The 25,934-nt window shown below is 54.7% G+C and carries 24 protein-coding genes; 7 read left to right on the top strand and 17 right to left on the bottom strand.

Annotated features, from left to right (window positions below; all coding sequences use genetic code 11):
* Window positions 1-14: 14 nt before the first annotated feature.
* The 14 genes from F1E05_RS04095 to F1E05_RS04030 all read right to left on the bottom strand — a co-directional run bounded on the left by F1E05_RS04095 (window position 15) and on the right by F1E05_RS04030 (window position 12,604).
* Window positions 15-2,792, bottom strand: a complete 2,778-nt coding sequence (locus F1E05_RS04095; RefSeq protein WP_150046987.1) for a glycosyltransferase — start codon at window positions 2,790-2,792, stop codon at window positions 15-17.
* Window positions 2,793-3,024: 232 nt separating this feature from the next.
* The gene (locus F1E05_RS04090) at window positions 3,025-3,222 is read right to left on the bottom strand and encodes a winged helix-turn-helix domain-containing protein (protein WP_150046985.1); all 198 of its coding nucleotides are present in this window, start codon (window positions 3,220-3,222) and stop codon (window positions 3,025-3,027) included.
* Between the two features lie 77 nt (window positions 3,223-3,299).
* Entirely contained in the window at window positions 3,300-3,554 is a 255-nt protein-coding gene (minE, locus tag F1E05_RS04085; RefSeq protein WP_150051785.1) for a cell division topological specificity factor MinE, read from the bottom strand.
* Window positions 3,554-4,366: a septum site-determining protein MinD gene (gene minD / locus F1E05_RS04080; protein ID WP_150046983.1), complete on the bottom strand. Its 813-nt coding sequence runs from the start codon at window positions 4,364-4,366 to the stop codon at window positions 3,554-3,556. The genes minE and minD overlap by 1 nt, the downstream gene beginning before the upstream one ends.
* Before the next feature lie 21 nt (window positions 4,367-4,387).
* Window positions 4,388-5,128 carry a septum site-determining protein MinC gene (minC, locus tag F1E05_RS04075; protein ID WP_150046982.1) on the bottom strand — a complete coding sequence of 247 codons (741 nt, stop codon included), beginning with the start codon at window positions 5,126-5,128 and terminating at the stop codon, window positions 4,388-4,390.
* 72 nt (window positions 5,129-5,200) lie between these two features.
* Window positions 5,201-6,559: a magnesium transporter gene (mgtE, locus tag F1E05_RS04070; RefSeq protein WP_150046980.1), complete on the bottom strand. Its 1,359-nt coding sequence runs from the start codon at window positions 6,557-6,559 to the stop codon at window positions 5,201-5,203.
* A gap of 31 nt (window positions 6,560-6,590) precedes the next feature.
* Window positions 6,591-7,448: an RNase adapter RapZ gene (gene rapZ / locus F1E05_RS04065; RefSeq protein ID WP_150046978.1), complete on the bottom strand. Its 858-nt coding sequence runs from the start codon at window positions 7,446-7,448 to the stop codon at window positions 6,591-6,593.
* A 57-nt stretch (window positions 7,449-7,505) separates the two neighbouring features.
* Window positions 7,506-7,796 carry a ribosome hibernation-promoting factor, HPF/YfiA family gene (gene hpf, locus F1E05_RS04060; protein WP_150046976.1) on the bottom strand — a complete coding sequence of 97 codons (291 nt, stop codon included), beginning with the start codon at window positions 7,794-7,796 and terminating at the stop codon, window positions 7,506-7,508.
* 41 nt (window positions 7,797-7,837) lie between these two features.
* On the bottom strand, window positions 7,838-9,274 hold the full coding sequence (locus tag F1E05_RS04055; RefSeq protein ID WP_150046974.1) for an RNA polymerase factor sigma-54: 1,437 nt from the start codon (window positions 9,272-9,274) through the stop codon (window positions 7,838-7,840).
* 14 nt (window positions 9,275-9,288) lie between these two features.
* Window positions 9,289-10,014 (bottom strand): LPS export ABC transporter ATP-binding protein, encoded by a 726-nt coding sequence (gene lptB / locus F1E05_RS04050; protein WP_150046972.1) that lies wholly within the window; start codon window positions 10,012-10,014, stop codon window positions 9,289-9,291.
* Window position 10,015: 1 nt separating this feature from the next.
* On the bottom strand, window positions 10,016-10,522 hold the full coding sequence (lptA, locus tag F1E05_RS04045) for a lipopolysaccharide transport periplasmic protein LptA (RefSeq protein ID WP_150046970.1): 507 nt from the start codon (window positions 10,520-10,522) through the stop codon (window positions 10,016-10,018).
* Window positions 10,509-11,075 (bottom strand): LPS export ABC transporter periplasmic protein LptC, encoded by a 567-nt coding sequence (lptC, locus tag F1E05_RS04040; RefSeq protein ID WP_150046967.1) that lies wholly within the window; start codon window positions 11,073-11,075, stop codon window positions 10,509-10,511. The genes lptA and lptC overlap by 14 nt, the downstream gene beginning before the upstream one ends.
* Window positions 11,072-11,617: a 3-deoxy-manno-octulosonate-8-phosphatase KdsC gene (kdsC, locus tag F1E05_RS04035; protein WP_150046965.1), complete on the bottom strand. Its 546-nt coding sequence runs from the start codon at window positions 11,615-11,617 to the stop codon at window positions 11,072-11,074. The genes lptC and kdsC overlap by 4 nt, the downstream gene beginning before the upstream one ends.
* Before the next feature lie 6 nt (window positions 11,618-11,623).
* Complete coding sequence (locus F1E05_RS04030) at window positions 11,624-12,604, bottom strand: KpsF/GutQ family sugar-phosphate isomerase (RefSeq protein ID WP_150046964.1); 981 nt, start codon at window positions 12,602-12,604, stop codon at window positions 11,624-11,626.
* Window positions 12,605-12,743: 139 nt separating this feature from the next.
* Here F1E05_RS04030 and F1E05_RS04025 point away from each other — a divergent pair, with 139 nt between their 5' ends.
* Genes F1E05_RS04025 through hisD form a run of 7 tightly spaced genes read left to right on the top strand, consistent with a single transcriptional unit; the run spans window position 12,744 to window position 18,378 of the window.
* On the top strand, window positions 12,744-13,562 hold the full coding sequence (locus F1E05_RS04025) for an ABC transporter ATP-binding protein (RefSeq protein ID WP_150046962.1): 819 nt from the start codon (window positions 12,744-12,746) through the stop codon (window positions 13,560-13,562).
* A gap of 16 nt (window positions 13,563-13,578) precedes the next feature.
* Window positions 13,579-14,361, top strand: a complete 783-nt coding sequence (gene mlaE, locus F1E05_RS04020; protein WP_150046960.1) for a lipid asymmetry maintenance ABC transporter permease subunit MlaE — start codon at window positions 13,579-13,581, stop codon at window positions 14,359-14,361.
* 1 nt (window position 14,362) lies between these two features.
* Entirely contained in the window at window positions 14,363-14,827 is a 465-nt protein-coding gene (gene mlaD / locus F1E05_RS04015; protein WP_150046958.1) for an outer membrane lipid asymmetry maintenance protein MlaD, read from the top strand.
* Complete coding sequence (locus F1E05_RS04010; protein WP_150046955.1) at window positions 14,827-15,138, top strand: STAS domain-containing protein; 312 nt, start codon at window positions 14,827-14,829, stop codon at window positions 15,136-15,138. Before mlaD ends, F1E05_RS04010 begins: the two co-directional genes overlap by 1 nt.
* Before the next feature lie 27 nt (window positions 15,139-15,165).
* The gene (gene murA, locus F1E05_RS04005; protein WP_150046953.1) at window positions 15,166-16,431 is read left to right on the top strand and encodes a UDP-N-acetylglucosamine 1-carboxyvinyltransferase; all 1,266 of its coding nucleotides are present in this window, start codon (window positions 15,166-15,168) and stop codon (window positions 16,429-16,431) included.
* 13 nt (window positions 16,432-16,444) lie between these two features.
* On the top strand, window positions 16,445-17,080 hold the full coding sequence (hisG, locus tag F1E05_RS04000; RefSeq protein ID WP_150046951.1) for an ATP phosphoribosyltransferase: 636 nt from the start codon (window positions 16,445-16,447) through the stop codon (window positions 17,078-17,080).
* A complete protein-coding gene (gene hisD / locus F1E05_RS03995; RefSeq protein ID WP_150046949.1) occupies window positions 17,077-18,378 on the top strand; it encodes a histidinol dehydrogenase in 1,302 nt (433 codons plus the stop codon). Before hisG ends, hisD begins: the two co-directional genes overlap by 4 nt.
* A gap of 46 nt (window positions 18,379-18,424) precedes the next feature.
* Here hisD and mscL read toward each other — a convergent pair whose 3' ends face one another.
* The 3 genes from mscL to F1E05_RS03980 form a co-directional block, all read right to left on the bottom strand.
* Window positions 18,425-18,841 carry a large-conductance mechanosensitive channel protein MscL gene (gene mscL, locus F1E05_RS03990; RefSeq protein WP_150046947.1) on the bottom strand — a complete coding sequence of 139 codons (417 nt, stop codon included), beginning with the start codon at window positions 18,839-18,841 and terminating at the stop codon, window positions 18,425-18,427.
* A gap of 185 nt (window positions 18,842-19,026) precedes the next feature.
* A complete protein-coding gene (locus F1E05_RS03985) occupies window positions 19,027-22,146 on the bottom strand; it encodes a DEAD/DEAH box helicase family protein (RefSeq protein WP_150046945.1) in 3,120 nt (1,039 codons plus the stop codon).
* Complete coding sequence (locus tag F1E05_RS03980) at window positions 22,137-25,655, bottom strand: site-specific DNA-methyltransferase (RefSeq protein WP_190303242.1); 3,519 nt, start codon at window positions 25,653-25,655, stop codon at window positions 22,137-22,139. The genes F1E05_RS03985 and F1E05_RS03980 overlap by 10 nt, the downstream gene beginning before the upstream one ends.
* Window positions 25,656-25,934: the final 279 nt, after the last annotated feature.

Below are 25,934 nucleotides of genomic sequence, written 5' to 3'. Positions count from 1 at the left end.
CTGCTTCTGTAGGATTAAGCTTCTGCGTCCAGTTCGTCCGCCGATAGCTTGCCGGGAAAGTAATTGGGCGCGACGCTGATGATGATGGTCAAAAAAGTCGCGATATAGGGCACCGCTTGCACGGCGAGTACCGCCACCCATAGCCGGCCGCTGGTAGTGTCGAATTGTTCGGTCATCCGCATCGCGACGATACCGGCGACCAACAGACTCAACAGCAACAGCTCTTGCCAAATGACCAACAAGCCCGCGATTAACGGGCCTTGAGCCTCGTATTTAGGCGTGCGCATAAACGGTTTGCCGGAAGTGAACAAGCCTTGCAGGGTACCGCGGGCAACCGTGTGCGTTAACGACAAGCCGGCTAAGGCCGCGCCCAAGGCTTGTAGTATCGAACAGGCCACCCTGGCCTTGTACAGCCATAAGCCGCGCAACACCTTGAACACGAACAGGCCTATGGTGGGTAACAAAAAGGCATTGATCGGCAGTTCGGTATGCAGCGGGTTAGCTACCAGGATGGCGGTCAAAACCAAGCTGGCCATGGTGAACAGCAAAGCCAAAGCATCGGAAAACCACGGCAACCAACCGGCCACGAAATAATAACGTTGCGCGGAAGTCAGGGCCGAGCGCTTGTTAGGCAAGAAATGCCGCCAATGTTTTTTGATGATCTGCATGGCGCCGTATACCCAGCGAAACCTTTGGGTCATGTAACCGGAAAAGGTGTCCGGCATCAAGCCGCGTCCGAACGATTCCTTGCAATACACCGAATCGTAACCGGCTTCGTACAAGCGTAAGCCCAATTCGCTATCCTCGCAAATACACCATTCACCCCATGGGCCGACTTTTTCGAAGGCCGATTTACGTACCATGGTCATCGTGCCGTGCTGGATAATCGCGTTATATTCATTGCGTTGCACCATGCCGATATTGAAAAAACCGGCATATTCCCAGTAACACATATCCTTGAACCAGCTTTGATGCGCGTCGCGGTAATCCTGAGGCGACTGCACGAAACCGACGTTTTCCCTATCGAAATACGGCACCATGCATTTCAACCAATCCGGCGACAGGATGTAATCGCTATCGATCACGGCGATAATTTCCGCGTCGGCTGCGGTATTTTCCAAGGCATAATTGATAGCGCCGGCTTTATAGCCCGGCCAGTTGTCCAGATGGAAAAATCGAAACTTCTCTCCTAAGCGGTCGCAGTCGGTTTGCACCGGCATCCAAACCGCCGGGTCTTTGGTATTGTTGTCCATCACCAATACTTCGTAATGCGGATAATCCAGCTTGGCCAGCGCATTCAGAGTCTTGCGCACCATTTCCGGCGGTTCGTTGTGGATAGGCAAATGAATCGAGACTTTCGGAAATTTGAATTCCGGATGCGGCGCCAACGGGCTAAAGGTACGGCGGCCCTTGCGGTGCCACAACACTTCGGTGAGTTCCAGGGTTTCGGTCAACAATACCAATATCGCCATGGCTTGCATCATCAAGAGTATTCCCCAGAACACCACCGAAAAATCGGTTTGATATTGCTCGGCCGCAATCGATGCGGACCAGAACAACACCGAAGCCGCCAAGTTGGCGATAACACCGAATACCAGCTTACCCGGCAACTTCAGGCTGCGCCGCGAAAACAAAAAGGCGCCCATCAAGATCACGCTGAGTATCGCCGCGCCGGATGCGAAGTTACGCCACATCGGATTGGCGACCACTTCGCCTTCCATGGGAAATTTGGGCTGACGTTCGGCATTGAACAAGCCCCAATAAGCACCTGCCGTCCCCTCGATCGAAATCTTCCAGGGTTGGTCAAAGGCTTCGATGACGTAATAAAGCACTTTTTCCGCGGTCGCCCGGTTCAGGAACGCCCGTAAAAATTTGGCTTGGTTGATTAATGAGGCCGTGGCCGAACCGCGCTCCGGGCCGACCGACGGCCAGCCGGCCTCGGTGATCACAATCGGTTTGTCCGGATACAGCTGTTTCAATTCGTAATAACGTTGGAACACATACTCGACGGCGCTGGTACCTTCGGCACCTTCTGGAAGATCCACGGGGACGTTTTCCCAGTAAGGCAAAATGTGCACGCCTATGTAGTCGACCTCGGCCACCAGCTCCGGATTGGCAACCCAGATATCCCAAGTCTCCGAGGTGCTGACAGGCTTCCAGGTGCGCTTTTTGACTTCGCGAATGTATTCGATTAATTGTTTGGCTTTTTCGGCTACCCGCAGCTTGATTTCGGCCTCGACCTTGTCTTCGAACGCCTGCGGGCTCAATTGATCGCCGTATTGCGCTCTCATATCGGCTTTGACGGCGTCGGCCATCATGCCGCGGGCGCGCAACAAGGATTCGTTACCGACCAAGGTGCGAACGATGGTCTTAGGATATTGATTCGTCAGGTTGACCAGACTTTCGATTTCACGGCGGTTTCTTTGCTCTATCGTGGCCTTATCCTGTTCGGTGGTGGTGTCGGCGAACAGGTCTATCCACGCGCCCATGGCCAGATTAATGTCGTTTTTGGCGGCGATTTCCGGTACGACTTCCATACCTTCCAAAGCGGTATAGGTACGAATCGAATGAACTTTACCGGCAAGCAATTCGAAATCTTCCTGCACTTGCTCGCGGGTCGGGTAATTTTTAAGTTCCGGACTGAAATCCTTGCGTAAACCGTTATAAGTCACCCCCATCATGGTACTGTTCCAAGGCGGGAGCTGGAGTGGATTGTTGACGTAAGTCCAGATGGCGAAATTCAACAACACCAGGAAAATAATCGAAAACAAAGTAGCTATTTTGGCTTTCATATCGAGTGTAAAACTCCGAAGCAATAGGCGAGAAAGTGGTAACGAATGGTAAGCGGGTAAGCTTGTAATACTAACAAATGTAGTAGATTTGCCGCACGGTGCGGAGAATGACAGCAGCAAAAATCGCGCAATAAAAAACCCTGCAGTTCATACCCGAGCTCGGCATCATGGTTGTGCCACGATGCCGGTAATCGCTTAGGCTGAACTTAAAGCAGGGTTGAGAAACGTAAACTTATTTTAACGACACGGTTTCGGCGCGGCCGACTACCTCGATGTTCAATTTATCTTCCATTAACAACCAGCCGATGGCGCGTTGCACCTCGTTTTTACCCAAACCGGTTTCCGTGGTGATTTTAGTGACGCTGGCGGCGCCGTTGTCGTTCAGATAGTGCCAGATTTTACCGGCGGCTTCACCTATTACTTCTCTCATTTCAACACCTCACATTGCAGCAAAAAGACCGGTTACGGACGCCGCTCGGCGGCATCCGGACAATGGTGCCATGAGAATCAACGCTCGTCCGGCAGCACGATGTTCAACTCCAAGGTTTCCTGATTGCCGTCCTGTTCGAAATTTACAGTAATGGCATCTTGGCCGACGTTGACGTATTTGCGTATCACTTCCAGTAGTTCTTGCTGCAATTGCGGCAGGTAGGACGGCTGATTGCGCGACGCTCGTTCGTGGGCCACCAGAATTTGCAGGCGTTCTTTGGCTACCGAAGCGGAACTGGGTTTAGATGCCCTGAAATAATCCAAGAGACTCATCATTTTCTCCCTAACAGCTTACTAAACAAGCCTTTTTTCTCTTCCTCAATGAAACGGTGGGGTTTATCTTCGCCCAGATAACGGGCGACGATGTCTTGATACGCTTGGCCGGCGTCGCTTTGTTCGTCCAGGATAACGGGTGTACCGGAGTTTGACGCGTTCAAAACCGATTTGGACTCCGGGATTACGCCCAACAAATGCAGGGATAGGATTTCCTGCACGTCCTCGACGCTGAGCATTTCGCCGAGTTTGACTCGATCCGGCGAATAGCGGGACAGTAACAAGTATTCTTTAATCGGCTCTTCGCCACGCTCGGCACGGCGGGATTTGCTGGCCAGTATGCCTAACATCCGGTCGGAATCCCGGACGGAAGAGACTTCCGGATTGGTCACGACGAATGCGTCGTCGGCAAAATACATGGCCAAAGTCGCACCTCTTTCTATGCCGGCGGGAGAGTCGCAGACGATGTATTTAAAATCTTTGGACAGCTCTTCGAGGATACGCTCGACGCCTTCTATGCTCAACGCATCTTTGTCGCGCGTCTGCGAGGCCGGCAGTATGTAGAGCTGGTCGCAACGCTTGTCCCGGATCAACGCTTGATTCAAACTGGCTTCGTTGTTGATTACGTTAATCAAGTCGTAAACCACCCGGCGTTCGCAGCCCATGATCAGGTCCAAATTACGCAAGCCCACATCGAAATCGATCACGGCGGTTTTGTGGCCTCTTTTTGCCAGGCCCATTGCGACAGCCGCGCTGGTTGTGGTTTTGCCCACTCCACCTTTTCCCGACGTTACCACGATAATTCTGGCCAATGTTGTTCCTCCGAAACGTGCTTATATTTCTTTAATTATCAATGTTTGATTGTCCAAGCTGATTTGCACCGGCTTGTGTGCCATGTCCGGCTTAATATCGTCGCTCAATTGGTAAATGCCGGCAATGGAAATCAGCTCGGCTTGTAAATCGGAGCAGAATATCCGGCTATCCGGATTGCCTTGTACGCCGGCCAAGGCTCTGCCGCGTAGGCTACCGTACACATGAATATTGCCTTCCGCCATGATTTCCGCGCCGGCGCTGACGGTAGCGGTAATGATCAAATCGCCTTTGGCATACACACGCTGCCCGGAACGAACGGGCTGGGTCAGCAATTTATTTTCGACGGACTGAGTTTGCGGTTTTTCCTGACCGGTTTCCGGTACCGTCAGCGGCTTAGGCGCGGGTTTGGCACTCGGCGATGAAGCACTGCCGTGCAATGCGTGTACCGGTAAACCGTTGGCTAACGCCATGCGGTTTTGCGCTTCGGTCCCGCCGCGGATCCCGATAGGGAGTAGTTCCAAACCGCGCACCAAATGAATAAGGGCTTCGGCATCAAGCTCTTGCTCGCTAGCGTTTAACTTTTGTAAGTCGATCAAAAGCGGAGAATGCTTGAAAAACTCGGGTGCCTGGGCAATTTTATCTTGCAGTTGCTGTTCTATCAGGTTTAGGTCAGTGCTGGACAGAAGTAATACCGGGAGGGTCAGGGACGTGCTTTTGAACTCCAAAACGATTTTCTGTACGGGCATTGGACTGATGGACATAGATTTTTCATACCGGATCAGCAGGTTGTTTCAGAATACTATCATCTTCCATAGGAAAAAGCATGGCCGCACTTAAAGCAGAAACAATGTCGCCAAACCCAGAAAAGCCATAAACCCGACCACGTCGGTAACGGTGGTCAGCAGCACCCCGCCGGCCAGCGCCGGGTCTATGCCGATACGTTCCAGCGCAACCGGAATCGCGACGCCGGACAAGGCGGCACAGACTAGATTGATCATCATCGCCGCTCCCAGCATCAGGCCCAAATCGACGTTGTGGAACCAAAAGCTGGCGACGCCGGCAACAATGGCGGACCAGATCATGCCGTTCAGCACACCGACCGAAATTTCCTTGAACAATAGACTCCAGACGTTTGCTGCCGAAATTTGTTGCAACGCTAAACCGCGAACCACTAGGGTTAGGGTTTGGCTGCCGGCGATACCGCCCATGCTGGCGACGATGGGCATCAATACCGCAAGCGCGACAATTTGCGAAATCGTATCTTCGAACAAATCGATCACCCAAGAAGCCAAGAACGCAGTCAGCAGGTTGATTCCCAGCCAGATAGCCCTGCGGCGGGTGCTGGTCGTCACCGGCGCAAACATATCGTGTTCTTCGTTCAAGCCGGCCATACCCATCAGAGAATGCTCGGCTTCCTCGCGTATTTCGCCGATCACGTCGTCTATGGTAATCCGCCCCAACACCTTGCCGTCGTCGGCAAGCACCGGCACGGACAATAGTTTGCGTTGCTCGAATAGTTTGACGACGTCGCGCACAGGCATGTTGTAGGGCACGCCTTTAGCCCGGTTGTCCATCACGTCGATCACTTTTTTGTGCGGATCCTTGGATAAAAACTGGCTTAACGGCAATACGCCTTGAAACTGTTCTTTACGGTCCACCACGATCAAGCTGTCGGTAGTCGCCGGAATTTTTCCGCGCAAGCGCAAATAGCGCGCGACTACGTCCAGCGTGACGTCGGCACGCACGGTAATCACGTCGTGCGACATCAACCCGGCCGCACTGTGCTCGTCGTAGCGCAAATTGTGTTCCAAACGGCTGCGGTTATGCGTACCGATGGCTTCCACCACTTGCGACAGCAGCGGCTCCGGGAGCACGTGCAATAGGTCGACTACGTTGTCGGAATCTACGTTTTCGCAGGCGGCGATTAAGTCCTTGCGATCGGTCATTTTCACCAAGTTGCCGCCGACCTCGGTGTTGACTTCGACCAATATTTCCCCCATCACGCTGGGTGGTATGACTGCCCATATTTTCGCACGCTGCTCCGGCTCCAAGGCTTCCAGGATATGCGCGGTTTCGGCCGGATATAGCGTGTGCACGAAATTGCGAATTTCGACGATGGAACCTTTCTCCAAAATCAAGCCGGTTCTATCTAACAGGTGTCTGGGATTTTCTAACTGAAGTACGGCAGTCATAATCAAGGCATGGATTGGCGCAAAAAGAGGGTTAACGCAATTCGCGGTGTCTGACGATGATGTTGGACGCAGTTTGGCGAAATTGCTTGCCCAGCATTTCCACTAAGTACACCGAACGGTGCTGACCGCCGGTGCATCCGACGGCAATCGTCAGATAGCTGCGGTTATCCGACTCGAAGCGCGGCGCCCAACGTTCAATGAATTGGCTGATGTCGTGTAAATATTCTTTAACGATGGTTTCGTTTTGCAGAAAGTCGATCACCGGCTGATCTTGTCCGGTCAAGCCGCGCAATTCGGCCACCCAGTACGGATTGGGCAAGCTACGGGCGTCGAACACAAAATCCGCGTCCAGCGGGATGCCGAATTTAAAGCCGAACGATTGAAACAACACGGATAAATTGCTTTTGCCCTTCTCGCCCAAGCGGTTTTTGAGCAAATCGCGCAATTGGTAATATTGCGTGTAACTGGTGTCGATGACGATATCGGCATGCAAGGCTACGGGACGCAACACTTCCTGCTCGATTTCCAAGGCTTCCGGCAGGGTGCGTGCCGCGGTGGTCAGAGGGTGGCGGCGGCGGGTTTCGCTGTAGCGTTTAAGCAATATGCGTTCCTCGGCCTGCATGTAGACCACTTCGCAGTCTATGCCTTTATCGCGGATGTATTTGAGATTGTCGGGGAAATCCGCCAACTTCTCGGTTTGATTCCTGGCGTCTATGCCGATTGCAGTCTTGTTGTAAGTGGTATTGCGCTCCAACAGAATATGATCGATGAAGCCTTGCAGCAAGGTTACCGGCAAATTGTCGATGCAGTAATAACCGCAATCTTCCAATGTATCCAGGGCGATACTCTTTCCCGAGCCTGATAGGCCGCTGATGATGACCAGTTTCATAAATGGAGCCGGAAAACAGGGCGAATCCGGCTTCGCCCTGTCGAAGTTAGGGTACGCTTAACGGTGATTTTGCAATTTTTCCTTGTGTTTGACGATTTGTCTATCCAATTTATCGACCATATTATCGATAGCGACGTACATGTCTTCTTGGGTATCGTCGGCGTACAGTTTGGCACCGGATACTTGTACCGTGGCTTCGGCTTTTTGTTCCAGCTTTTCGACGGTCAGAATGACATGTACATCCACCACGTTATCGAAATGGCGTTTCAGCTTGCTGATTTTATCTTCTACATGGGCTTTTAACGCTTCGGTAACTTCAACGTGATGGCCTGTGATACTGATTTGCATGGAAATACTCCTGTTTATAGAAAATGTGCTTCCTGTTTCGGTTAAATTAGCCGTTTCCTTTGGCTGGTGGAAGGAATCGACATGGCTTCGCGGTATTTGGCGATGGTACGACGCGCCACATTGATGCCTTTCTCGTTCAATAAGTCGGATATTTTACTATCGCTTAAGGGTTTGGCCGGGTTTTCGTTGCCGACCAGTTCTTTGATTAACGCCCGTATTGCCGTAGCCGAGCATTCGCCGCCGCTGTCGGTGCTGACGTGGCTGGAAAAGAAATATTTGAATTCGATGACGCCTTGCGGAGTGTGCATGTATTTTTGCGTGGTGACCCGCGAGATGGTCGATTCATGCAAATCCAGTTCTTCGGCGATGTCTCTTAGCACCATGGCTTTCATCGCGATGGGGCCATGCTCGAAGAACTCGCCTTGTTTTTCCACAATGCTTTTGGCCACCCGCAACAAGGTATCGTTGCGGCTGTGCAGGCTTTTGATGAACCAGCGTGCTTCCTGCAAATGGTTCTTCATGCTGACATTGTCTTGACTGTTGTCGGCCCGTTTGATCATGCCCGAATAAAACGGATTGATGCGCAATTTGGGCGCGATGTCGGGATTCAAGGCCACTTGCCATTGGTCTTTTACCTTGGCAACGAACACGTCGGGGACCACGTATTCGACGTCGGCTTCCTGCAGCCTCGCGCCCGGCTTAGGGTCCAGGCTGCGAATCAGGGCCAGAACACCTTTCAGCTGTTCTTCGCTGAAACCAACCCGTTTGATCAAACGGGCTTGATCGCAACTGGTCAGCAACTCCAGATGGCGGCCGGCAAATTCCAGAGCATCTTCCTTGTAAGGGGTATCGTCCGGCAGTTGCCTTAGCTGTAAACACAGGCAATCGGCCAAGTTCAACGCACCCACGCCGACCGGATCGAAATTTTGAATCATGTGCAGCACGGCCTGCACTTCGTCCATTTCCAAATCGTCCAATTGTTCCAGCAGACCTTGGTAAATATCGTGCAATTCGCCGGTGATGTAGCCGTCATCGTTGATAGCGTCGATAATGGCGGTGGCTATTGCGTAGTCGCGTTCGGAGAGATGCGTTAAATCCAATTGCCAAAGCAAATGATCTTGCAAGGTTTGGGTTTTACCGCGAAAAGTTTCGAATTCGCTACTGTCCGAGCCATCTTCTCCGGTCGGCAGCGTGCTTTCGTAAACGTCGTCCCAACTAACGTCGACCGGCAGTTCGTCCGGCATATCGGTTTGCGAACCCTCGCTGGTCATTTGGTCGTTGTTGTCGGCTTTCTTATCCCGATATTCCAACGTCGGCAGATCGTCTTCTTCGATTTCCAGCATCATGTTGGATTCGAGTGCCTGCTGAATTTCTTGTTGCAGGTCCAAGGTCGACATCTGCAGCAGCTTGATGGCCTGCTGCAGCTGCGGCGTCATGGTCAAGCTTTGACCGATGCGAAGTTGTAAGGATTGCTTCATAACTATTCGGATCGCTATAGACTAAATGTGTCGCCCAGATAAACCCGGCGTACTTCCTCATTATCGACCAACTCGCGCGACGGCCCTTCGGCGATCACGCGGCCGGCATTCATAATGTAGGCCCGGTCGCATATTTGCAGAGTTTCCCTAACTTTGTGTTCGGTGATCAATATCCCTATACCGCGATTTTTCAAATGCGCGATGATTTTTTGCAATTCTAATACCGAGATGGGATCTACGCCGGCAAAAGGTTCGTCGAGCAAAATAAATTGCGGCTCGGAGGCGAGAGCCCTGGCTATTTCGACCCGACGCCTTTCTCCGCCGGACAATCCCAGTGCGATTTGGCTGCGCAAGTGGCTGATGCCGAACTCGCCCAACAGTTCGTCTATCATCAATTCGATCTGGCCGTCGGTCAAATCGTTACGGATTTGCAGCACCGCCCGCAGGTTGTCGGCTACGTTCAATTTGCGAAACACCGACGCTTCCTGGGCCAAATAACCGATACCCAGGCGGGCGCGCCGGTGCATAGGGTGATGGGTGATGCTTAGCTCGTCCAGAAAAATTTCGCCGGCCTCGGCCTTGATCAGACCGACCAGCATATAGAAACTGGTAGTCTTGCCGGCGCCGTTTGGACCGAGCAAGCCGACTACCTCGCCGGTATCGACCTGCAGGCTGACGCCGTCGACCACGTTGCGCCGGTTATAGCTTTTGAAGAGTTGGTTCGCGCGCAGCCGGGCCATATCAGGGAGTTTTTTTCGCTTTAGGTTTGATCACGGAATGTACGCGTTTCCCGTCCGAACTGGCCTCGCCGGCTTTCAGCAACGAATTTTTGGTGTCGTACTCGATGTAATCGCTGGATTGCCGGGCGTCGCCCTGCCACACCGAAGCGTTTTTGGTGAAAATCAACAGATTTTTGTCCGGATAAAACTCGTTCACCAAGCCCTCGCCGTGAATTTCGTCTTTGCCGGCGGCCGGCAATTGCTTGAATTTGGACGGATTCCCGGTCGCGACCAGCTTGACGATGTCGCCGTTTTTCAGATACACCACCAGCTTGTCGGCATCGATTTTGATACTGCCCTGGGTCGCTACCACGTTGCCGGTATAAGTACTGGTTTCGGCTTTTTCGTTGTAAGTGGCCTGGTCCGAGTCGATGTAAACCGGTTGCTCGGGATCCGATTCTAAGGCGGCTATCGGCTGTACGGCCAATAACGGGATAAAAACGCTCAGCATTATTTTATTTAACTTCATAACGCCCTTTTACCTTGGACAATAGCTTCAAGTTAACCGGACTGACAAAGGTCACTTCCATACCGATGCCCGCGGTTTTGTTGGGCACACTGACAATCTCCGCCCACGCCGCGGTTTCGGCGTAATGCGTCGAGAGTACGACGTTTAAGTCGGAAGTATTGACTCGCAACGCAGGCTTACCGACACGCGCCTCCCGGCTGATGTGGGTTTCGCCGTTTAGCTGCAAATGATCGCCGTCGGCCGCCAAGATTGCGCTATCGGCGGTTATCAGCCAAGGCGCCGCGTTGGCGTTGAACAAGGTCATCACCGGCTGCTGCAAGTGGGTTGTCCCGTCCGCTTTGTAATGTTGCATCGCTTTGGCGTGCAATTGGTTTTTCGGTAGGCCGTCCGTGTCCATTTGTACTTTGCTGTAGCTTTCGCTATAAAAATCCGGGCTGTTTTCGGCCACTTTGATTTCCGCTTGTTGTTGTTCGTAACGCTGCTGCAGCCACCACGAGGCCAGCGCCAGCAAAGCTACGTAAACGTATAGCTGATATTTGTCCCAAAAGCTCATAAGTAAGCCTTTAGCGCCGCGTCGAAGGTGTTTTGTACCAGCATGATCAGATCGCATACCTCGCGAACCGCGCCTAAACCGCCGGGATTTTGAGTACACCAATCGGCGCGTTGCCTGACCGCGAAATGCGCGTCGGCAACCGCCACCGCAAATCCGACCTGAGTCATGATGGGCAAGTCTAAAATATCGTCGCCGACGTGGGCGGCTTGACCGGCTTTTAGATCCAGCGCGTCCAACAGCTCGGCGAAGGCGGCCCGTTTGTTTTCGTGACCTTGATAAACCCGGTCAACCCCCAAACTTTGCATCCTAAGCGTCACGGAATGCGACTTGCGACCGGAAATGACCGCAACTTCCACGCCGGTTTGCCGCAACAATTTAATGCCGTGGCCGTCGCGGGCGTGAAAGCATTTGTACTCCTTGCCGCTATCGTCGAAAAACAGCCTGCCGTCGGTGAGTACGCCGTCAACGTCCAAAATCAGCAATTTCAGCCGGCTGATTTTGGCGCGCTGTTCGCCGCTTAAATGATTGAGCGCTTCCGTCATCGCCGATTAGCGCAAACCCGCGCGCAACAGATCGTGCATATTCAACGCGCCGAGCAGGCTCTTGTCGGCGTCTACCACAAGCAAGGCGTTGATTTTCTTGGTTTCCATAATTTGCATCGCTTCTGCAGCCAGGATGTCCGCCGCAATCGTAGTACAGGTTTCGGTCATAACCTCGGACACCGGCGTCGTGTGTACATCCAGATTTTTCTCCAGCATGCGGCGCAAGTCGCCGTCGGTAAATATGCCCCTCACTTTGCCCTCGCCGTTGACCACGGCGGTCATGCCGAGTTTCTTGTCGGTCATCTCCAGCAAAGCCTGTTTAACCAAAACGGCATCGGACACCTTAGGTATTTCCCCGTTGCAGTGCATGACGTCCTGCACTTGCAACAGCAGGCGCTTGCCCAAGCTGCCCCCCGGATGCGACAGCGCGAAGTCGTCGCGGGTAAACCCCCGCGCCTGCAACAAAGATACCGCCAATGCGTCTCCCATCACCAAAGCCGCGGTGGTACTGGAGGTGGGAGCTAAACCCAGCGGACAGGCTTCCTGCGACACGCCGACGTTGATATGTACGCTGGCAAACTGAGCCAACGGCGACTCCGGATTGCCGGTCATCGCGATTAACGGCACCCCCAAGCGCTTAATGATGGGTAGGATAGTCAAAATTTCTTCGGTGTTGCCGGAATTGGATAAAGCCAACACCACGTCCTGGCGAGTGATCATGCCCAAATCCCCGTGACTGGCTTCGCCGGGATGCACGAAAAACGCCGGGGTACCGGTACTGGCCAGGGTTGCGGCGATTTTGCCGGCGATATGTCCGGACTTGCCCATGCCGGTGACGACCACGCGGCCTTGGCAAGCCAGCAGTTGCCGACAGGCGGCTACGAATTGCCGGTCTATGCGTTCCACCAGATCGGCCACGGCCTGCATCTCGGTTTGTATCACCGCGAGCGCCAATGCCTGAACGTCCTGATCTTGCTGAAAACCCATCGCCAATTTGCCGCGTTAAAAAAGGTACTATTATTGCATGTTATGGCCTGTGTTTTCATCCCGAGTCATTGACTTGTTCTCGGCGGGTCGGGGACAATAGCCGATTACAGTTGCCGCCATTTTCCGCAAATTCAAGCAAATGCCTAGCCGCGCCGTCTCTCACGACTCTATCGTCGCCGTCAAAAATCTTAGTTTCTCCCGCGGCGCCCGGAAGATTTTCGACGACGTCAGCCTGACCATACAGCGCGGCAAAGTGACTGCGATCATGGGCCCGAGCGGCACCGGTAAAACCACCTTGCTGAAATTGATCGGCGGGCAGTTGTATCCGGATGCCGGACAAATCCTGGTAGACGGACAAGACGTGCATCGTTTGAAAACCAAGCAACTTTACGCGCTACGCAAACGGATGGGCATGTTGTTTCAAAGCGGCGCGCTGCTGACCGACATGAACGTGTACGATAACGTGGCGTTTCCGTTGCGCGAGCACACCCATTTGCCCGAATCGATGATCCGTACCTTAGTGTTGATGAAATTGAACGCCGTGGGTTTGCGCGGCGCGCGCGAGTTGATGCCGGCCGAATTGTCCGGCGGCATGGCGCGGCGGGTAGCGTTGGCACGGGCGATTGCCTTGGACCCGATGATGATCATGTACGACGAGCCGTTCACCGGCCAAGACCCGATTTCCATGGGCGTGTTGGTGCATTTGATCAAATCGTTGAACAACACCTTGGGTTTGACCAGCATCGTGGTGTCGCACGACGTGCAGGAAACTGCGGCGATTGCCGATTACGTCTACGTATTATCGGACAGTAAAATCATCGGGCAAGGCACACCGCAACAATTGGCGGTGTCGCAATCCGAGTGGGTGCGCCAATTCATGAACGGCGATGCGGACGGACCGGTGCACTTTCATTACCCCGCGCGCGACTATCTCGACGATTTATTAGCCTCTAAATAACGCGGTTCGGCAAAACATGTTGCATTACTTGGAATCATTGGGACAAACCACCCGCGTCGGTTTCGCCAAATTGGGGCGCGGCACGTTCTTTCTGCTGCACACCCTGTCCGGCATAGGCGAAGTGCTGCCGCGCCTGAATTTACTGACCAAACAAATGTATTCGGTCGGCGTGCTGTCGTTTTTGATCATCGCCATATCCGGGCTGTTCGTCGGCATGGTGCTGGCACTGCAAGGTTTTTATATCCTGTCGGACTTCGGCGCCGAAGAGTCCTTGGGGCTGATGGTGGCCGCCTCGCTGGTGCGCGAATTAGGCCCGGTCGTTTCGGCCCTGTTATTCGCCGGCCGGGCCGGATCGGCCTTGACCGCCGAGATCGGTTTGATGAAAGCCACCGAACAATTGTCCGGCATGGAAATGATGGCGGTAGACCCTATCAACCGCATCATTTCGCCGCGCTTTTTGGCCGGCTTGCTCTCCAACCCGTTACTGGCGGCAATTTTCAGCACCATAGGCGTAATGGGCGGTTATCTGGTCGGGGTCGGCATGCTGGGCGTCGACGACGGCTCGTTCTGGGCACAAATGCAAGCCGGCATCGATTTTCGCGAAGACATCGTCAACGGCTGGGTGAAAAGCTTGGTATTCGGTTTTGTAGTGTCTTGGATCGCATTGTTCGAAGGTTACGACGCCGTCCCGACTTCCGAAGGGGTTAGCCGCGCCACCACCCGTACCGTGGTCAATTCGGCGTTTGCCATTTTAGGCTTGGATTTCATTTTAACGGCTTTGATGTTCGGAGACATTTAACATGCAGCACTCGCACACACAGGACACCCTGGTCGGCTTGTTCGTGGCCGCGGGCATAGGCGCCCTGTTTTACATGGCGCTACAAATCAGCAACCTGGGCACTTACACCAGCAACGACAGCTATACGGTGACCGCGCGGTTTCAAAATTCCGGGGGATTGAAAGTCAAATCGCCGGTCTCGGTCGCCGGCGTGCGCATCGGTCGAGTATCTTCGATCGCTTTGGATAAAGACAGCCACGAGTCGATAGTGACAATGCGCATCGAATCCCGGTACGACAATCTGCCTATGGATTCCGCGGCCAGCATCTATACCGCCGGCTTGTTGGGCGAGCAATACATCAGCATCGATCCGGGCTCGTCGGACGACTATCTACAAGACAAAAGCCAAATCGACATCACCAGTTCGGCCATCGTGCTGGAGCAAATGATAGGCAAGTTTTTGCTGAACAAAGCGGATAGCAAATAATGGGCAGATTGAACCTTACCGAGCAAGCGCCCGGCTATTTCAGCGTGGAAGGCAATTTGACCTTTGCCAACATCGACAAGCACAGCTTGCAGTCGTTTCGATACCTGAAAGGCATAGACGAAATCTGCATCGATTTGGCCCAAGTCAAGACCACCGACAGTGCCGGCTTGGCGTTAATGATCGAATGGATTCGCCACAGCAGGATGATACGCGCGCGCTTAACCTTCAAAAACGTACCGGAACAATTGTTGGCCCTCGCCAGATTAAGCGGTTTGGATAAAACCGACTATTTTTCCGGCGCCGGCGCTTGAACCGCTTCACTTCCTTTACAAACATCGATGGATAAATTACTGATTACCGGCGGCAACCCCTTATCGGGCGAAATCAAAATATCCGGCGCCAAAAACGCCGCTTTGCCGATTTTAGCCGCAACCATACTATCCGAACTGCCGGTCAGTATCGGCAACGTGCCGCATTTGCGCGACATCACCACCAGCCTGGAACTGTTGGGGCAAATGGGCGTGCGGCTGCTGGTCGACGAAAAAATGAACGTCGAAGTCGACAGCAGCCGCATCGACAAATACGAAGCGCCCTACGAACTGGTCAAAACCATGCGCGCTTCCATCCTGGTATTAGGTCCGCTGCTGGCCCGCTTCGGCGAAGCGCACGTGTCGCTGCCGGGCGGCTGCGCGATAGGTTCCAGACCGGTGGACATCCATATCGACTCGTTGGTTAAAATGGGTGCGGATATCGAGGTCGAGGCCGGCTACATCCATGCCAAAGCCAAGCGCTTAAAGGGCTGCCGCCTGGTACTGGAAAAAATCACCGTGACCGGCACCGAAAACATTCTGATGGCCGCCACCCTGGCCGAGGGCACTACCATTATCGAAAATGCCGCCAAGGAACCCGAGGTTTCCGATTTGGCGCATTTTTTAAACAAGATGGGCGCCAAAATCAGCGGCATAGGCACCGATATTTTGACGGTAGAGGGCGTTGAACGGCTGGGCCGGCCGGGTTTGCACTATGACATTCTGCCGGACCGGATCGAAACCGGCACCTATTTGGTAGCCGGCGCGATCAGCCGCGGCCGAGTCAAATTGAAAAATACCGATCCGACCTTGCTGGACGCGGTGCTGGACAAACTGAAAGAAACCGGCGCAAAAATCACCTGCGGCGATAACTGGATAGAATTGGACATGGAAGGCCGCCGCCCGCACGCCGTTTCGGTGCGCACCGCCCCCTATCCGGCGTTTCCGACCGACATGCAAGCCCAATTTACCGCATTGAATGCGGTGGCCGACGGAGTGGGCGTGATCACCGAAACGGTATTCGAAAACCGCTTCATGCACATGCAAGAGTTGCAACGCATGGGGGCGCAAATCCGGCTGGAGTCCAATACCGCGATTATTTCCGGCATAGAACGTTTGACCGGCGCACCGGTCATGGCCACGGACCTGCGCGCCTCGGCTAGTTTGGTGTTGGCCGGTTTGGTGGCGGACGGCGACACGTTGGTCGACAGGATTTATCACATCGACCGCGGTTACGATCACATCGAAGAAAAATTGACTCAATTAGGCGCGACCATACGCCGGGTACCCGAATAAGCGAAACCTTCCCATGCTGACCATCGCCGTTTCCAAAGGCAGGATTTACGAAGAAGCCTTGCCGTTTCTCGAACAAGCCGGCATTACTCCGGTAGACGACCCGGATAAAAGCCGCAAGCTGATTTTGCAAACCACCCGCCCGGACGTACAACTGGTGATCATTCGCGCCACCGACGTGCCGACCTTCGTCGAATACGGCGCGGCCGACCTGGGTATCGCCGGCAAAGACGTGCTGATGGAGCACGGCGCGGAAAGTTTGTACGAACCCTTGGATTTAGGCATAGCCGGCTGCCGGCTGATGACGGCCGGGCCGGTCGGCGCACCGCCGGTCAAGGGACGCTTGCGGGTGGCTACCAAGTATGTCAAATCGGCGCAACGTTATTTCGCGAATCTCGGCATCCAGGCCGAGATCATCAAATTGTACGGCTCGATGGAACTGGCTCCGCTGGTCGGTTTGGCCGATTGCATCGTCGATCTGGTCGATACCGGCAATACCCTGAAAGCCAACGGCCTGGAGCCGCGCGAATTGATCGCCGACATTACCTCGCGGCTGGTAGTCAACAAGGCGGCCATGAAAATGAAACATCAAGCTATTCAGGCTTTAATCGACCAATTCGAAACCACCCTGGCTAAGAGGGCACAGTCATGACTGCACTTTCCATGTTTCGGCTGGATTATGCCGCCGCCGATTTCGCTAGCCGACTCAAGCAACGTTTGGCATGGGATGCCGGCGAAGATTTGGAAATCCACAAACGGGTGCTGGACATCATCGCCGACATCCGCCGGCGCGGCGACGCGGCGCTAATCGAATACACCAACCGCTTCGATGCCACGGCTTTTACTTGCGGCACCGAGTTGGAACTCAGCAAAACGGCCTTGCAACAAGCCTGGGAAAGTCTGCCCGCCGCTCAAGCCCAAGCCTTGCAAACCGCGGCCGCACGCATCCGGGCTTACGCCGAACGGCAAAAACTGCAGTCATGGCAGTTTGTCGAAACCGACGGCACCCTGCTGGGGCAAAATGTCACGCCGCTGGACAAGGCCGGCTTGTACGTACCGGGCGGGAAAGCGGCTTATCCGTCCTCGGTGTTGATGAACGCGATTCCGGCCAAGGTTGCCGGGGTCGGCGAATTGATCATGGTGGTGCCTACGCCGCGCGGCGAAACCAACGCGATGGTATTGGCGGCCGCCTATCTCGCCGGCGTCGACCGGATATTCACGATAGGCGGCGCTCAAGCGGTCGCGGCTTTGGCCTACGGCACCGAAACCGTGCCGGCGGTGGATAAAATCGTCGGCCCCGGCAACATCTATGTAGCAACCGCTAAAAAACTGGTATTCGGCCAGGTCGGCATAGACATGATCGCCGGCCCCTCCGAAATCCTGGTAATTTGCGACGGCCAAACCGAGCCGGATTGGATCGCGATGGATTTGTTTTCCCAGGCCGAACACGACGAAAACGCGCAAGCGATTTTGATCAGCGATAACGCCGAGTTTTTGGAGCGGGTCGAAGCCAGCATCAACCGCCTGCTGCCGACGATGGAGCGGGCCGACATCATTCGCGCCTCCTTGACCGGACGCGGTGCCTTCATCAAAGTGCCGGATTTATCGGCAGCGGCCGAAGTCGCCAACCGCATCGCCCCGGAACATCTGGAACTGTCGGTGGCCGAGCCGCAAGCCTTGGCCGAACAGATCCGCAACGCCGGCGCCATCTTCATGGGCCGCTACACCGCCGAAGCCCTGGGCGATTACTGCGCCGGCCCCAACCACGTGCTGCCGACATCCGGCACCGCCCGTTATTCGTCGCCGCTTGGCGTATACGATTTCCAAAAACGCAGCAGCTTGATCAATTGTTCGGCTCAAGGCGCTGCGGAACTAGGCAAAACCGCCTCCGTGCTGGCTCGCGGAGAAAGTTTGACCGCCCATGCCCGCTCGGCGGAATATCGGATCTGAACGCCGGGCTACAATCCCAGCGTTCTAAGCGATTGTCTGCTAAGGATTATTTGTTTTTCAATAAATCCCGGATTTCTGCCAGCAGCAGTTCTTGATTGGACGGGACCGGTGGAGCTTCCGGGGCCGGCTCGGCTTTTTTCTTGAACGAGCTGAGAATTTTGATCATGCCGAAAATCGCGGCGGCCACGATCAGAAAATCGATGACGGTCTGAATGAATTTACCGTAGCCAATCACCACCGCCGGTATCACGCTGCCGTCCGCCGCTTTAGCGGCGGCCTGTATGGTCACGGCCAAGTCGGTAAAGTCGACGCCGCCCAGCAACACACCTATCGGCGGCATGATCACGTCGCTGACCAGCGAGGTGACGATTTTACCGAATGCTGCTCCGATGATCACGCCGACCGCCATGTCGACGACATTGCCCTTCATGGTAAATTCTTTAAATTCCTGCATGATACCCATAGGTAAACTCCCGCGGCATAGTTTGCTTGTTATTGATTTTAGGGTGTCGCGCCGAGCGGTTTCCGCTCGGCCGGCGGTTTTTATACCATAGCTGGAACGCTGGCGAAAACGCAAACCGGCCCGCCCGGTAAAACCGCTAAAACCTTTCAGGTTCGCCCTCCGGCCCACCCGCGGAACGAAGCAGCTCAGCTACCCGATTCTTGCCCGGCAATTTGGGCGAATAGCCGGCTCAGACAGGTTTCGCCGTTATCCAGCCTGAACCCCCGGCTACCGTTTTCCCGTTTTTCGTGCCAATCCAGACGCAGAATATGCTGCCGGATCATCTCTTCGGCTAAGGCGAGTTCCTTATCGGTCAGCGAACTGCCTTTCGGCCTGCCCAGCTTGGAACTGTCCCGCAACAGAATGAACGAATGAATCATGACTTTGCGGCCGGTTTTGGCCGTCAATTCCCGCGCCAGTTCGGCCAGATGCCGGCCGGTCGCCACCGTGACTTTTTCGTTCAAGGCCGCTTTGCCGCTGATGCCCAGCTCGGCTTCATCGATGATGCCGGTCTGGCCTTTCGGGTCAAATAGCACAATCGTCGTCTCATTTTTCTTGTCATTCACAATCCATAACACGAAATCCGGATAAAACACCCGCGTTTCGCCTTCCAGATACAAACCAATCGAACGCAAGGACTCGACATTGCGCATCAGGTAAAACTCGCGCTGATCGTGGGCAAAGTTCAAATCGATGTAGGCCAAGATGTCGCGCAAAAACTTCTTTTCGCCGCCGTTCAGTTTGTCCGGCGAAATCCCAATACGCTGGAGTTTATGCGGTTTCAGCAAGTCCGCATCGGCTTCGCCCAACAGCGGTTCGTAGATATGGTAAGCCCCCCGATTTTCCTGCAAGGCCTGTTCGATGTCCGCGCGCGTGCCGGCCTTGGCCTCGAAATGTTGCTTGTCTTGCTGATTGGCAAACTCATACGTCAAGGTATAGCGCTCGATGAAGTCGCCCGGCTCGTCGCCCACGGCTTGCTTGACCGCTTCGTAGCGATAAGCCCGCTTGTCGATCACATAGCGGATTTTGTGGAAGACCTTGTCCAGCAGGTCGCGTTGCACCTCCTCGGCGATACGTTCGATCACGTCCAGACTGCGGCTGTCCAGTTCGCGGTCGTATCGGACTTCGGCCAGCAAGGGCAGCAGAACCGCCAGCGTCAAGGGCTGCAAATCGTTGGCTTGCCCCACATAAAATTGCACTCGCTGCTGAACCGACCAGACCGCCAGTTGCCGTTGTAAATGCCCCGGCGTCATGAAGCCGCCATAGTGGGCTAAGGCATGGCTCAGATCATGGACGACATTCACCCCGGCCGATGCCGGATTGGAACGATAGTCGAGAGAAATGGCAAACGGCTGCAACACGCCGTCGATATCCCCGTTCGCATCCCGGTAGCGCCACTGCCATTCGTGGCTGGCCGGATTCAACACCGCTTGCAGCGGCGCGTCGAATTCGCTCAAGCCCACTTTGAAGGCCAATAACTTGTCTTGGTAATCGGCAAAGGTTTTGGCTAGCCGTTTTTTGCCGAGCCGCACCACGGCGGGCTGAACCTCCACGCAGTAAGGCCCGGAAATCGCCGGAATATCCTGATTCAAGGCCTGCAAAAAGGTTTCCAGCCAGGAGCGGTTCAAACTGAATACGTTCAAGGTTTCCAGCCGCCGCAATTGCTTATCCGCCGAATCAGGCGCTGCCAATAAGCCTTGATAATCCAGACAATGCTCGCTGTTACGGCGCTTGCCGTCTTCCTTCAAACCCTGCAGGCGCACGCCGCGGCCGAAGATCTGGATGATCATATTGCCCTTGGCCGCCCCCAAATTGATCAGGCCAATCAACGACACCCGGTAACAGTTCCAGCCCGCCGAAAACTTGCGGCTGCCGACCAGTACATTGATCGGGCTGGCCAAATCGTCGATACCGGCAAAACCGTAACGGCTGCCGACAATCGCCGCCTTGCGCAAGGTGATGTGCAACTGGCCGTGTTCGTCCTGCAATTGCGGATGTTCGGCGCAATCGTTGAAAAACTTGTCGCCGTTGCCGACGTTGATCAAGCCCCAATAATCGCCGTCGCCGAACGACAACCAGATTTCGTCCGCGATACCGGGGCTGCGGGTCAGCGTCAATTGGCCAAGATATTGGCCGTTGAAGGCCTCGGCGTAACGCTGCTTGTCCGCCGTGGACAAGTGCGCCAGCCAGACCACGAACTTGCGGATGTCCGATACCTCGTCGCGGCCCTTGCCCTCGTTTTTCGGGTCTTCCACCGTATTGCCCATATAAGCCAGCAGCGGCTTGTGCGGAAAACGGCCGCTGAACGGCAATTCGCCGCTGTGTCGAGCGTGGTTGACCGTCAGTTGTTCATAGGTCGCCAGTTTGTCCTGCAAACAAGACAGGGTGGCGTCGAAAAACCCCGCCTCGGTCTGGCCGGTATCGGCAAAACGGTCGTCATTCAACGACTGAAATGCATAATCCTTACCGTAACCGTCCTTGAAAAAGCGGTAATAGTTGTAGTCGTAGACGATCTGTTCCTGGTATTCCTGCACGTATTTGTCGGCGATGCCGTGGTAGGTGGCGGAATACTCGAACAAAAAGCTGTTTTCCGGCGCCAGCAATTGACTGCGCAAGGCCTTGAACGCGCCGACCTCGCGGCCGCCGCCGGCCAGGCCGATATGACCTTCGTCCACCAGCACCAGCCGGAACAACCGTTTGTTGTCCGGCAAATTGAAGAAACCGGCTTCCTTGTTCAGCAGTGCGGCGGTGGTTTCGCAGGTCAGCTTGATGCGGTTGCTGTAAAACCGGTTCAGATGCCGCACGGTTTCGCTGAGTTCGCGCTGATGCTGTTCGATCAGATTCACACCAGGCGTGGTCAGGATGATGTGCAACTCGTCGAAGGCGCTACCGCCGCCGATGTGGTCTATGTATTGCAACAGGTTCAAATGCATCAGCAGGGTTTTGCCGCTGCCGGTCGCCATCCAGTATGCCAGCGCCTTTTGTTCGGAAAAACCCTTACCGGCCCGTTTCTCGCTTAACACGTATTCGGTGAAATACAGCGCCAGAATCTGGTAATAGCGCAGTTTGAACGGGCGGGACAACAGGCTGTTGTATTGCCGTAGCCAATCCTGGATGCGGCGGGCGTAGACTTTTTTGATGCCGGTCGTGGACGCGGAGGCGAAATCTTCCACCAACTTTTGATAAGCAGTGTCGTTGTTTTCGGCGCTCCCGACCAACTCGCCCAGCAACTCGCGCTTGACCCGGTTGTACAGCTTCAATTCCATTGCGCGCCCCGCAGAAAATCGTGGGCCTGAATCAGCGTAGCCGGCAACGGCAACTGGCGCAGATCGGCGTCCAAATTCAGCTCCAGCCGTTCGATGCGGTACAGGCTTAAAATGGCGCGGATTTGCGCGCTGTCGTCCTCGCCGATTTGGATGTCGCGGAATAGTACCAATGTGCCGTAGGTGGTTTCGGCGGCCAGATAATCCCTGTCCAGTGTCAGGCCGGATTCGGTTTCGCCCTCACCCAGCGCCTCTCCCTCAGGGAGAGGCCGAGTATTTTTACGGTACAGGCGGCGAGATTTCAGCCAATAGCCTTGCAGATAACACCAGGTTTCCAGCAGGTCTATGGTTGCGGTTTGCCGGGCCTTTCCTACGGTCAGGGTATTGGCGAACGGCCGGCGCAAATCCAGCGTGGACAATATAGCTTGCTGCTCCGGACGGAACAGGTATTTGACCGGAACCGGCGGCGGCAGGCTGGCGTCGTCCCACACCGGGTGCAGGTTATCCAGCAGGTCTTCGTATTGTTCCAGGCCTTGCACCTTGATCAGACGGTAGACATGACCGGCTTGGGTCGGCAGGCCGTCCTGCCAATGCGTCGAGTACATCACCCGCTTGATGCGCGGTTTTAAAATACTGTCGAAATAGCCGCCCATTTCGGTCAGCAGAAAGCGGCGTTGCCGGTCGCTGTGCATCACCGCCTGGCCGGTGGTGCCGGAGCCGGCGAAAAAATCCAGCACCCAGTCGCCGGCATTGGCGGTTTGCTGCACGAAACGCTCGATCAGCGTGGTGGGTTTGGGATTGGGGAAGCTGCGCGATTTACCCAGCAAGGTTGTGAGTTCTTTTTCGCCGTCGGTGTAATCAGTTATAACTGAACGCCCGACATTGGTGTCCACTTCGTGAATGAAACGCTTTAAACGTGGAATTTTTTGCTCGGTTTCGCCGTAGGCAATCCGGTTGTCGTCATCCCATTCACTGAACGATTGGGAGAATCCTTCCAAGGGATGACGAGGCCAAACCCAACCTCGTTTGGGTGGCTGGCAAGGTTTGCCGGTAATTGGATGTAACGGTTGATAGAAACGGTAATTGGGGTCGTTCGGGTCTTTGACGCTGGGTTTTTTCGAACCGGCGGACACCAGCGGCATTGAGGCGTCAGCCTCCTGCCAAATCCAAATATTGGCCTCGCGTCGGCGGGCCTCGTCTTCCGGCACGTAACGGCCGTCGGCGTCGCGGTATTCGGCATGGCTGTAATTGTAAAGACCCTTCCACAAATCCAGACTCTTATCGAACTCTAGGCCTTGTGCTTCCAGCTCGGCCCTGAACTCGCGGCGGTGCTGCTCGAACAGCGCGGCGATTTCGGCCTCGATCTCAGCGATGCTGGGATAATCCGGGTTCAACCGCGCCACCAGTTCCATCATCTCTTCGTAACCCGGCTTGGGTTCGCGGAACATCATCGGCTCGGCCTTGACGGTTTCCAGATCCTTGGCGAACACTTCGATGTATTCGTGGTTGTTGGAATAGGTCGGCGACTGGTTTTTGGTGGAGTTTTGCGCCCAGATCAGTTCCTCCACCCGATTGCCGGCGCCGAATACCTGCCGCAACTGAGTTTCCAGTTGGATGCGTTCTTTATCGTCTATGCTGGCAAACAGTACGCCGTTTTTACTCAGCAGCGGGTAAGCCAGTTGCAGACGGTCGTGGATCATGCTGGCCCAACTGGAATGCTTGAAGCTGTCCTTGTACAAAAAACCGTCGCCGCCGGTGTTGTAGGGCGGGTCGATGTAAATGGTCTTGATTTGTCCGCGGAACTTGTCCTGCAACAGGTTCAGCGCTTGCCAATTTTCGGAATTGACCAGCAGGCCGTCGGTTTGTTCGTCCAGATTGTCGAAAACCGGGTGGCTGAGCAAATCGTCTTGCAGCGGGTTGCGGGTGATGCCGCTGTCCGGACCGGTTTCGGCGTAATAGCCGGTATCGACCACCAGGGCCGGATGCTCGGCCAGTTGTTCCGGCGCGGCGATGTCGATGCCGTACACCTCGCGCCATTCCCCAACTTGGGCGGCATTGTCCAGCAGGCGCGGGTAAAACTCGGCCGGTATCTTGCCGAGCGAAATCAGATAGTGGCTATCGACCACCTGCTTTTTCAGTTCGAACAAGCCTTTCTGGAAGTTTTCGATGGCAGCCAAAAACTGAATCAAACGGTCGGCCACTTGGTTGAAGGCTTGGGCTATCAACACGGTGGCGTTGTCCTGGCCGGCGTGCAGCAGGCTGTCCAGATCGGAGAACACCACTTGCTTTATGAAGCGGCTTTTCTCCCGGCTCAAAAAGCCCAGCAAGTCTTTATGAATAAAGTAGTCGGCGTCGTTGCCGACATAGAATTTGTTGAGGTTTTTGTCGAGCTGAAACAGGGCATTGGCAATCGCGTCGCTGGCCAGGGCCTCGATGCGCTGTTCGGCGTTTTTGCCTAAGTTGGCGAATTCGTCACGCTTGGCCAGTTCGTCCAGATATTTATCCCATTTCAGGCGTAATTGGGCTATGCCCTTGATCTGGCCGCCCTCGGCGTTGCCGGCGTCGTCTTTCAAGTCATTGAACAAGGGCGCGCCGGGCAAGGCTTCGTGTTTGCCGGGTTTCTTGTACAGATAAGGCGTTAAATCGCTATCGCCGAACAGCGTTTGCCATAGCCTTGGGTAAAGCTCGGTTTTGGGTGTGTTGGCGTCGGCCAGTTCGAAACGTATTTGCCAGACGGTTTTATCAACCTCTGGTATGGAATCGATTGCAGCCAGCCGGTAGCGTTTGCTCTGGCTGTCTTTGTTATTGTTGCGCTCGGCGCTTTGCGCGGCGGCGGCGCTGCCTTGAGTCAGGCGGAACTCCAGCCAGCGCTCACCGAGTTCACCGGCATCGAGCTGAAAACGCACGCTGTGAAAGCCGTTGCCGGTTTTGATGTAGTAGCTATCCTTGTGTTTCCAGTGAAACAGGACGTCCGAGCCGTCGTAGTCGGCCTCGTAAGCCACCTTGAAGGCGCTGGCGGCGCGGCTGTTATAGCCGAAGTCGCCGTTTTGGTAATACAGCTCGAAGAAGTTCAGCAGGTGGTTGTAAACCTTGGCTTCCAGATTGCCGCTGTCAAGCTGCCGAGCTTCCAGCCAAGTGGCGAGGTGCTGTTCGCCGTGTTGTTGTTCCTCGGGGCTGAGCTGGAACAGCAGTTGGTATTTGTCGAGAGCGGCCTGGTCGAACGGGTTGTCATACAATTTTTGCCAGACCGGCGCGCCGTTTTGGCCGAAGCGTCCGGCAAACCCCGCCAGCCAGTGTTCGGAAGTCTTGACTTGCGCGTTCTGCACGCTGCTCAAGGCGTTTGTCACCACGGCGCGCAAGCTGTCCCGGCCGTCGCCGGCTATGAAGTTTTCGATGAATTGCCGTTTCAAGCGGGTGATGCGGTACAGGCCGAAGTCCAGATCATGTTCGCCGAATTGGAACATGTCTTTAAGAAAAGCCTGAAGCTGGGTAAATGCATTGCTGCTGGTCATGGAGAGTCCAAATTTTTTAGGCGTTCGGGCCGAGATGAATGCGGGCCGCCTGTTAAATTGCGCCCAAGCCGGAAAACGCCGGGAATCGAGCATTTTACCGCCCGCCGTTAGCTTAAGCAGCACGACTATGTGCGAAAGCACCGCTCGTTGCGGTTTAAACTGTCGTAACGAGTAGCCAGGACGGCACGCAGGAATCGCCAACCATCTGATTTCATTGAAATATGATTCATTTGTCCCACCTTGGATTCGCTAAGCGTGTTTTTGAAGGATAAAATGTAA

Source organism: Methylomonas rhizoryzae (assembly GCF_008632455.1).
In the GTDB taxonomy this organism is placed as follows: domain Bacteria; phylum Pseudomonadota; class Gammaproteobacteria; order Methylococcales; family Methylomonadaceae; genus Methylomonas; species Methylomonas rhizoryzae.
This window is presented reverse-complemented; position numbering and strand designations above follow the sequence as displayed.

What these genes read in the sequence shown, in the direction of transcription:
- F1E05_RS04095 (WP_150046987.1), bottom strand. Translation starts at nt 2,792, where the DNA reads ATGAAAGCCAAAATAGCTACTTTGTTTTCGATTATTTTCCTGGTGTTG.
- F1E05_RS04090 (WP_150046985.1), bottom strand. Translation starts at nt 3,222, where the DNA reads ATGAGAGAAGTAATAGGTGAAGCCGCCGGTAAAATCTGGCACTATCTG.
- minE (WP_150051785.1), bottom strand. Translation starts at nt 3,554, where the DNA reads ATGAGTCTCTTGGATTATTTCAGGGCATCTAAACCCAGTTCCGCTTCG.
- minC (WP_150046982.1), bottom strand. Translation starts at nt 5,128, where the DNA reads ATGTCCATCAGTCCAATGCCCGTACAGAAAATCGTTTTGGAGTTCAAA.
- mgtE (WP_150046980.1), bottom strand. Translation starts at nt 6,559, where the DNA reads ATGACTGCCGTACTTCAGTTAGAAAATCCCAGACACCTGTTAGATAGA.
- rapZ (WP_150046978.1), bottom strand. Translation starts at nt 7,448, where the DNA reads ATGAAACTGGTCATCATCAGCGGCCTATCAGGCTCGGGAAAGAGTATC.
- hpf (WP_150046976.1), bottom strand. Translation starts at nt 7,796, where the DNA reads ATGCAAATCAGTATCACAGGCCATCACGTTGAAGTTACCGAAGCGTTA.
- F1E05_RS04055 (WP_150046974.1), bottom strand. Translation starts at nt 9,274, where the DNA reads ATGAAGCAATCCTTACAACTTCGCATCGGTCAAAGCTTGACCATGACG.
- lptB (WP_150046972.1), bottom strand. Translation starts at nt 10,014, where the DNA reads ATGGCCCGGCTGCGCGCGAACCAACTCTTCAAAAGCTATAACCGGCGC.
- lptA (WP_150046970.1), bottom strand. Translation starts at nt 10,522, where the DNA reads ATGAAGTTAAATAAAATAATGCTGAGCGTTTTTATCCCGTTATTGGCC.
- lptC (WP_150046967.1), bottom strand. Translation starts at nt 11,075, where the DNA reads ATGAGCTTTTGGGACAAATATCAGCTATACGTTTACGTAGCTTTGCTG.
- kdsC (WP_150046965.1), bottom strand. Translation starts at nt 11,617, where the DNA reads ATGACGGAAGCGCTCAATCATTTAAGCGGCGAACAGCGCGCCAAAATC.
- F1E05_RS04030 (WP_150046964.1), bottom strand. Translation starts at nt 12,604, where the DNA reads ATGGGTTTTCAGCAAGATCAGGACGTTCAGGCATTGGCGCTCGCGGTG.
- F1E05_RS04025 (WP_150046962.1), top strand. Translation starts at nt 12,744, where the DNA reads ATGCCTAGCCGCGCCGTCTCTCACGACTCTATCGTCGCCGTCAAAAAT.
- mlaE (WP_150046960.1), top strand. Translation starts at nt 13,579, where the DNA reads ATGTTGCATTACTTGGAATCATTGGGACAAACCACCCGCGTCGGTTTC.
- mlaD (WP_150046958.1), top strand. Translation starts at nt 14,363, where the DNA reads ATGCAGCACTCGCACACACAGGACACCCTGGTCGGCTTGTTCGTGGCC.
- F1E05_RS04010 (WP_150046955.1), top strand. Translation starts at nt 14,827, where the DNA reads ATGGGCAGATTGAACCTTACCGAGCAAGCGCCCGGCTATTTCAGCGTG.
- murA (WP_150046953.1), top strand. Translation starts at nt 15,166, where the DNA reads ATGGATAAATTACTGATTACCGGCGGCAACCCCTTATCGGGCGAAATC.
- hisG (WP_150046951.1), top strand. Translation starts at nt 16,445, where the DNA reads ATGCTGACCATCGCCGTTTCCAAAGGCAGGATTTACGAAGAAGCCTTG.
- hisD (WP_150046949.1), top strand. Translation starts at nt 17,077, where the DNA reads ATGACTGCACTTTCCATGTTTCGGCTGGATTATGCCGCCGCCGATTTC.
- mscL (WP_150046947.1), bottom strand. Translation starts at nt 18,841, where the DNA reads ATGGGTATCATGCAGGAATTTAAAGAATTTACCATGAAGGGCAATGTC.
- F1E05_RS03985 (WP_150046945.1), bottom strand. Translation starts at nt 22,146, where the DNA reads ATGGAATTGAAGCTGTACAACCGGGTCAAGCGCGAGTTGCTGGGCGAG.
- F1E05_RS03980 (WP_190303242.1), bottom strand. Translation starts at nt 25,655, where the DNA reads ATGACCAGCAGCAATGCATTTACCCAGCTTCAGGCTTTTCTTAAAGAC.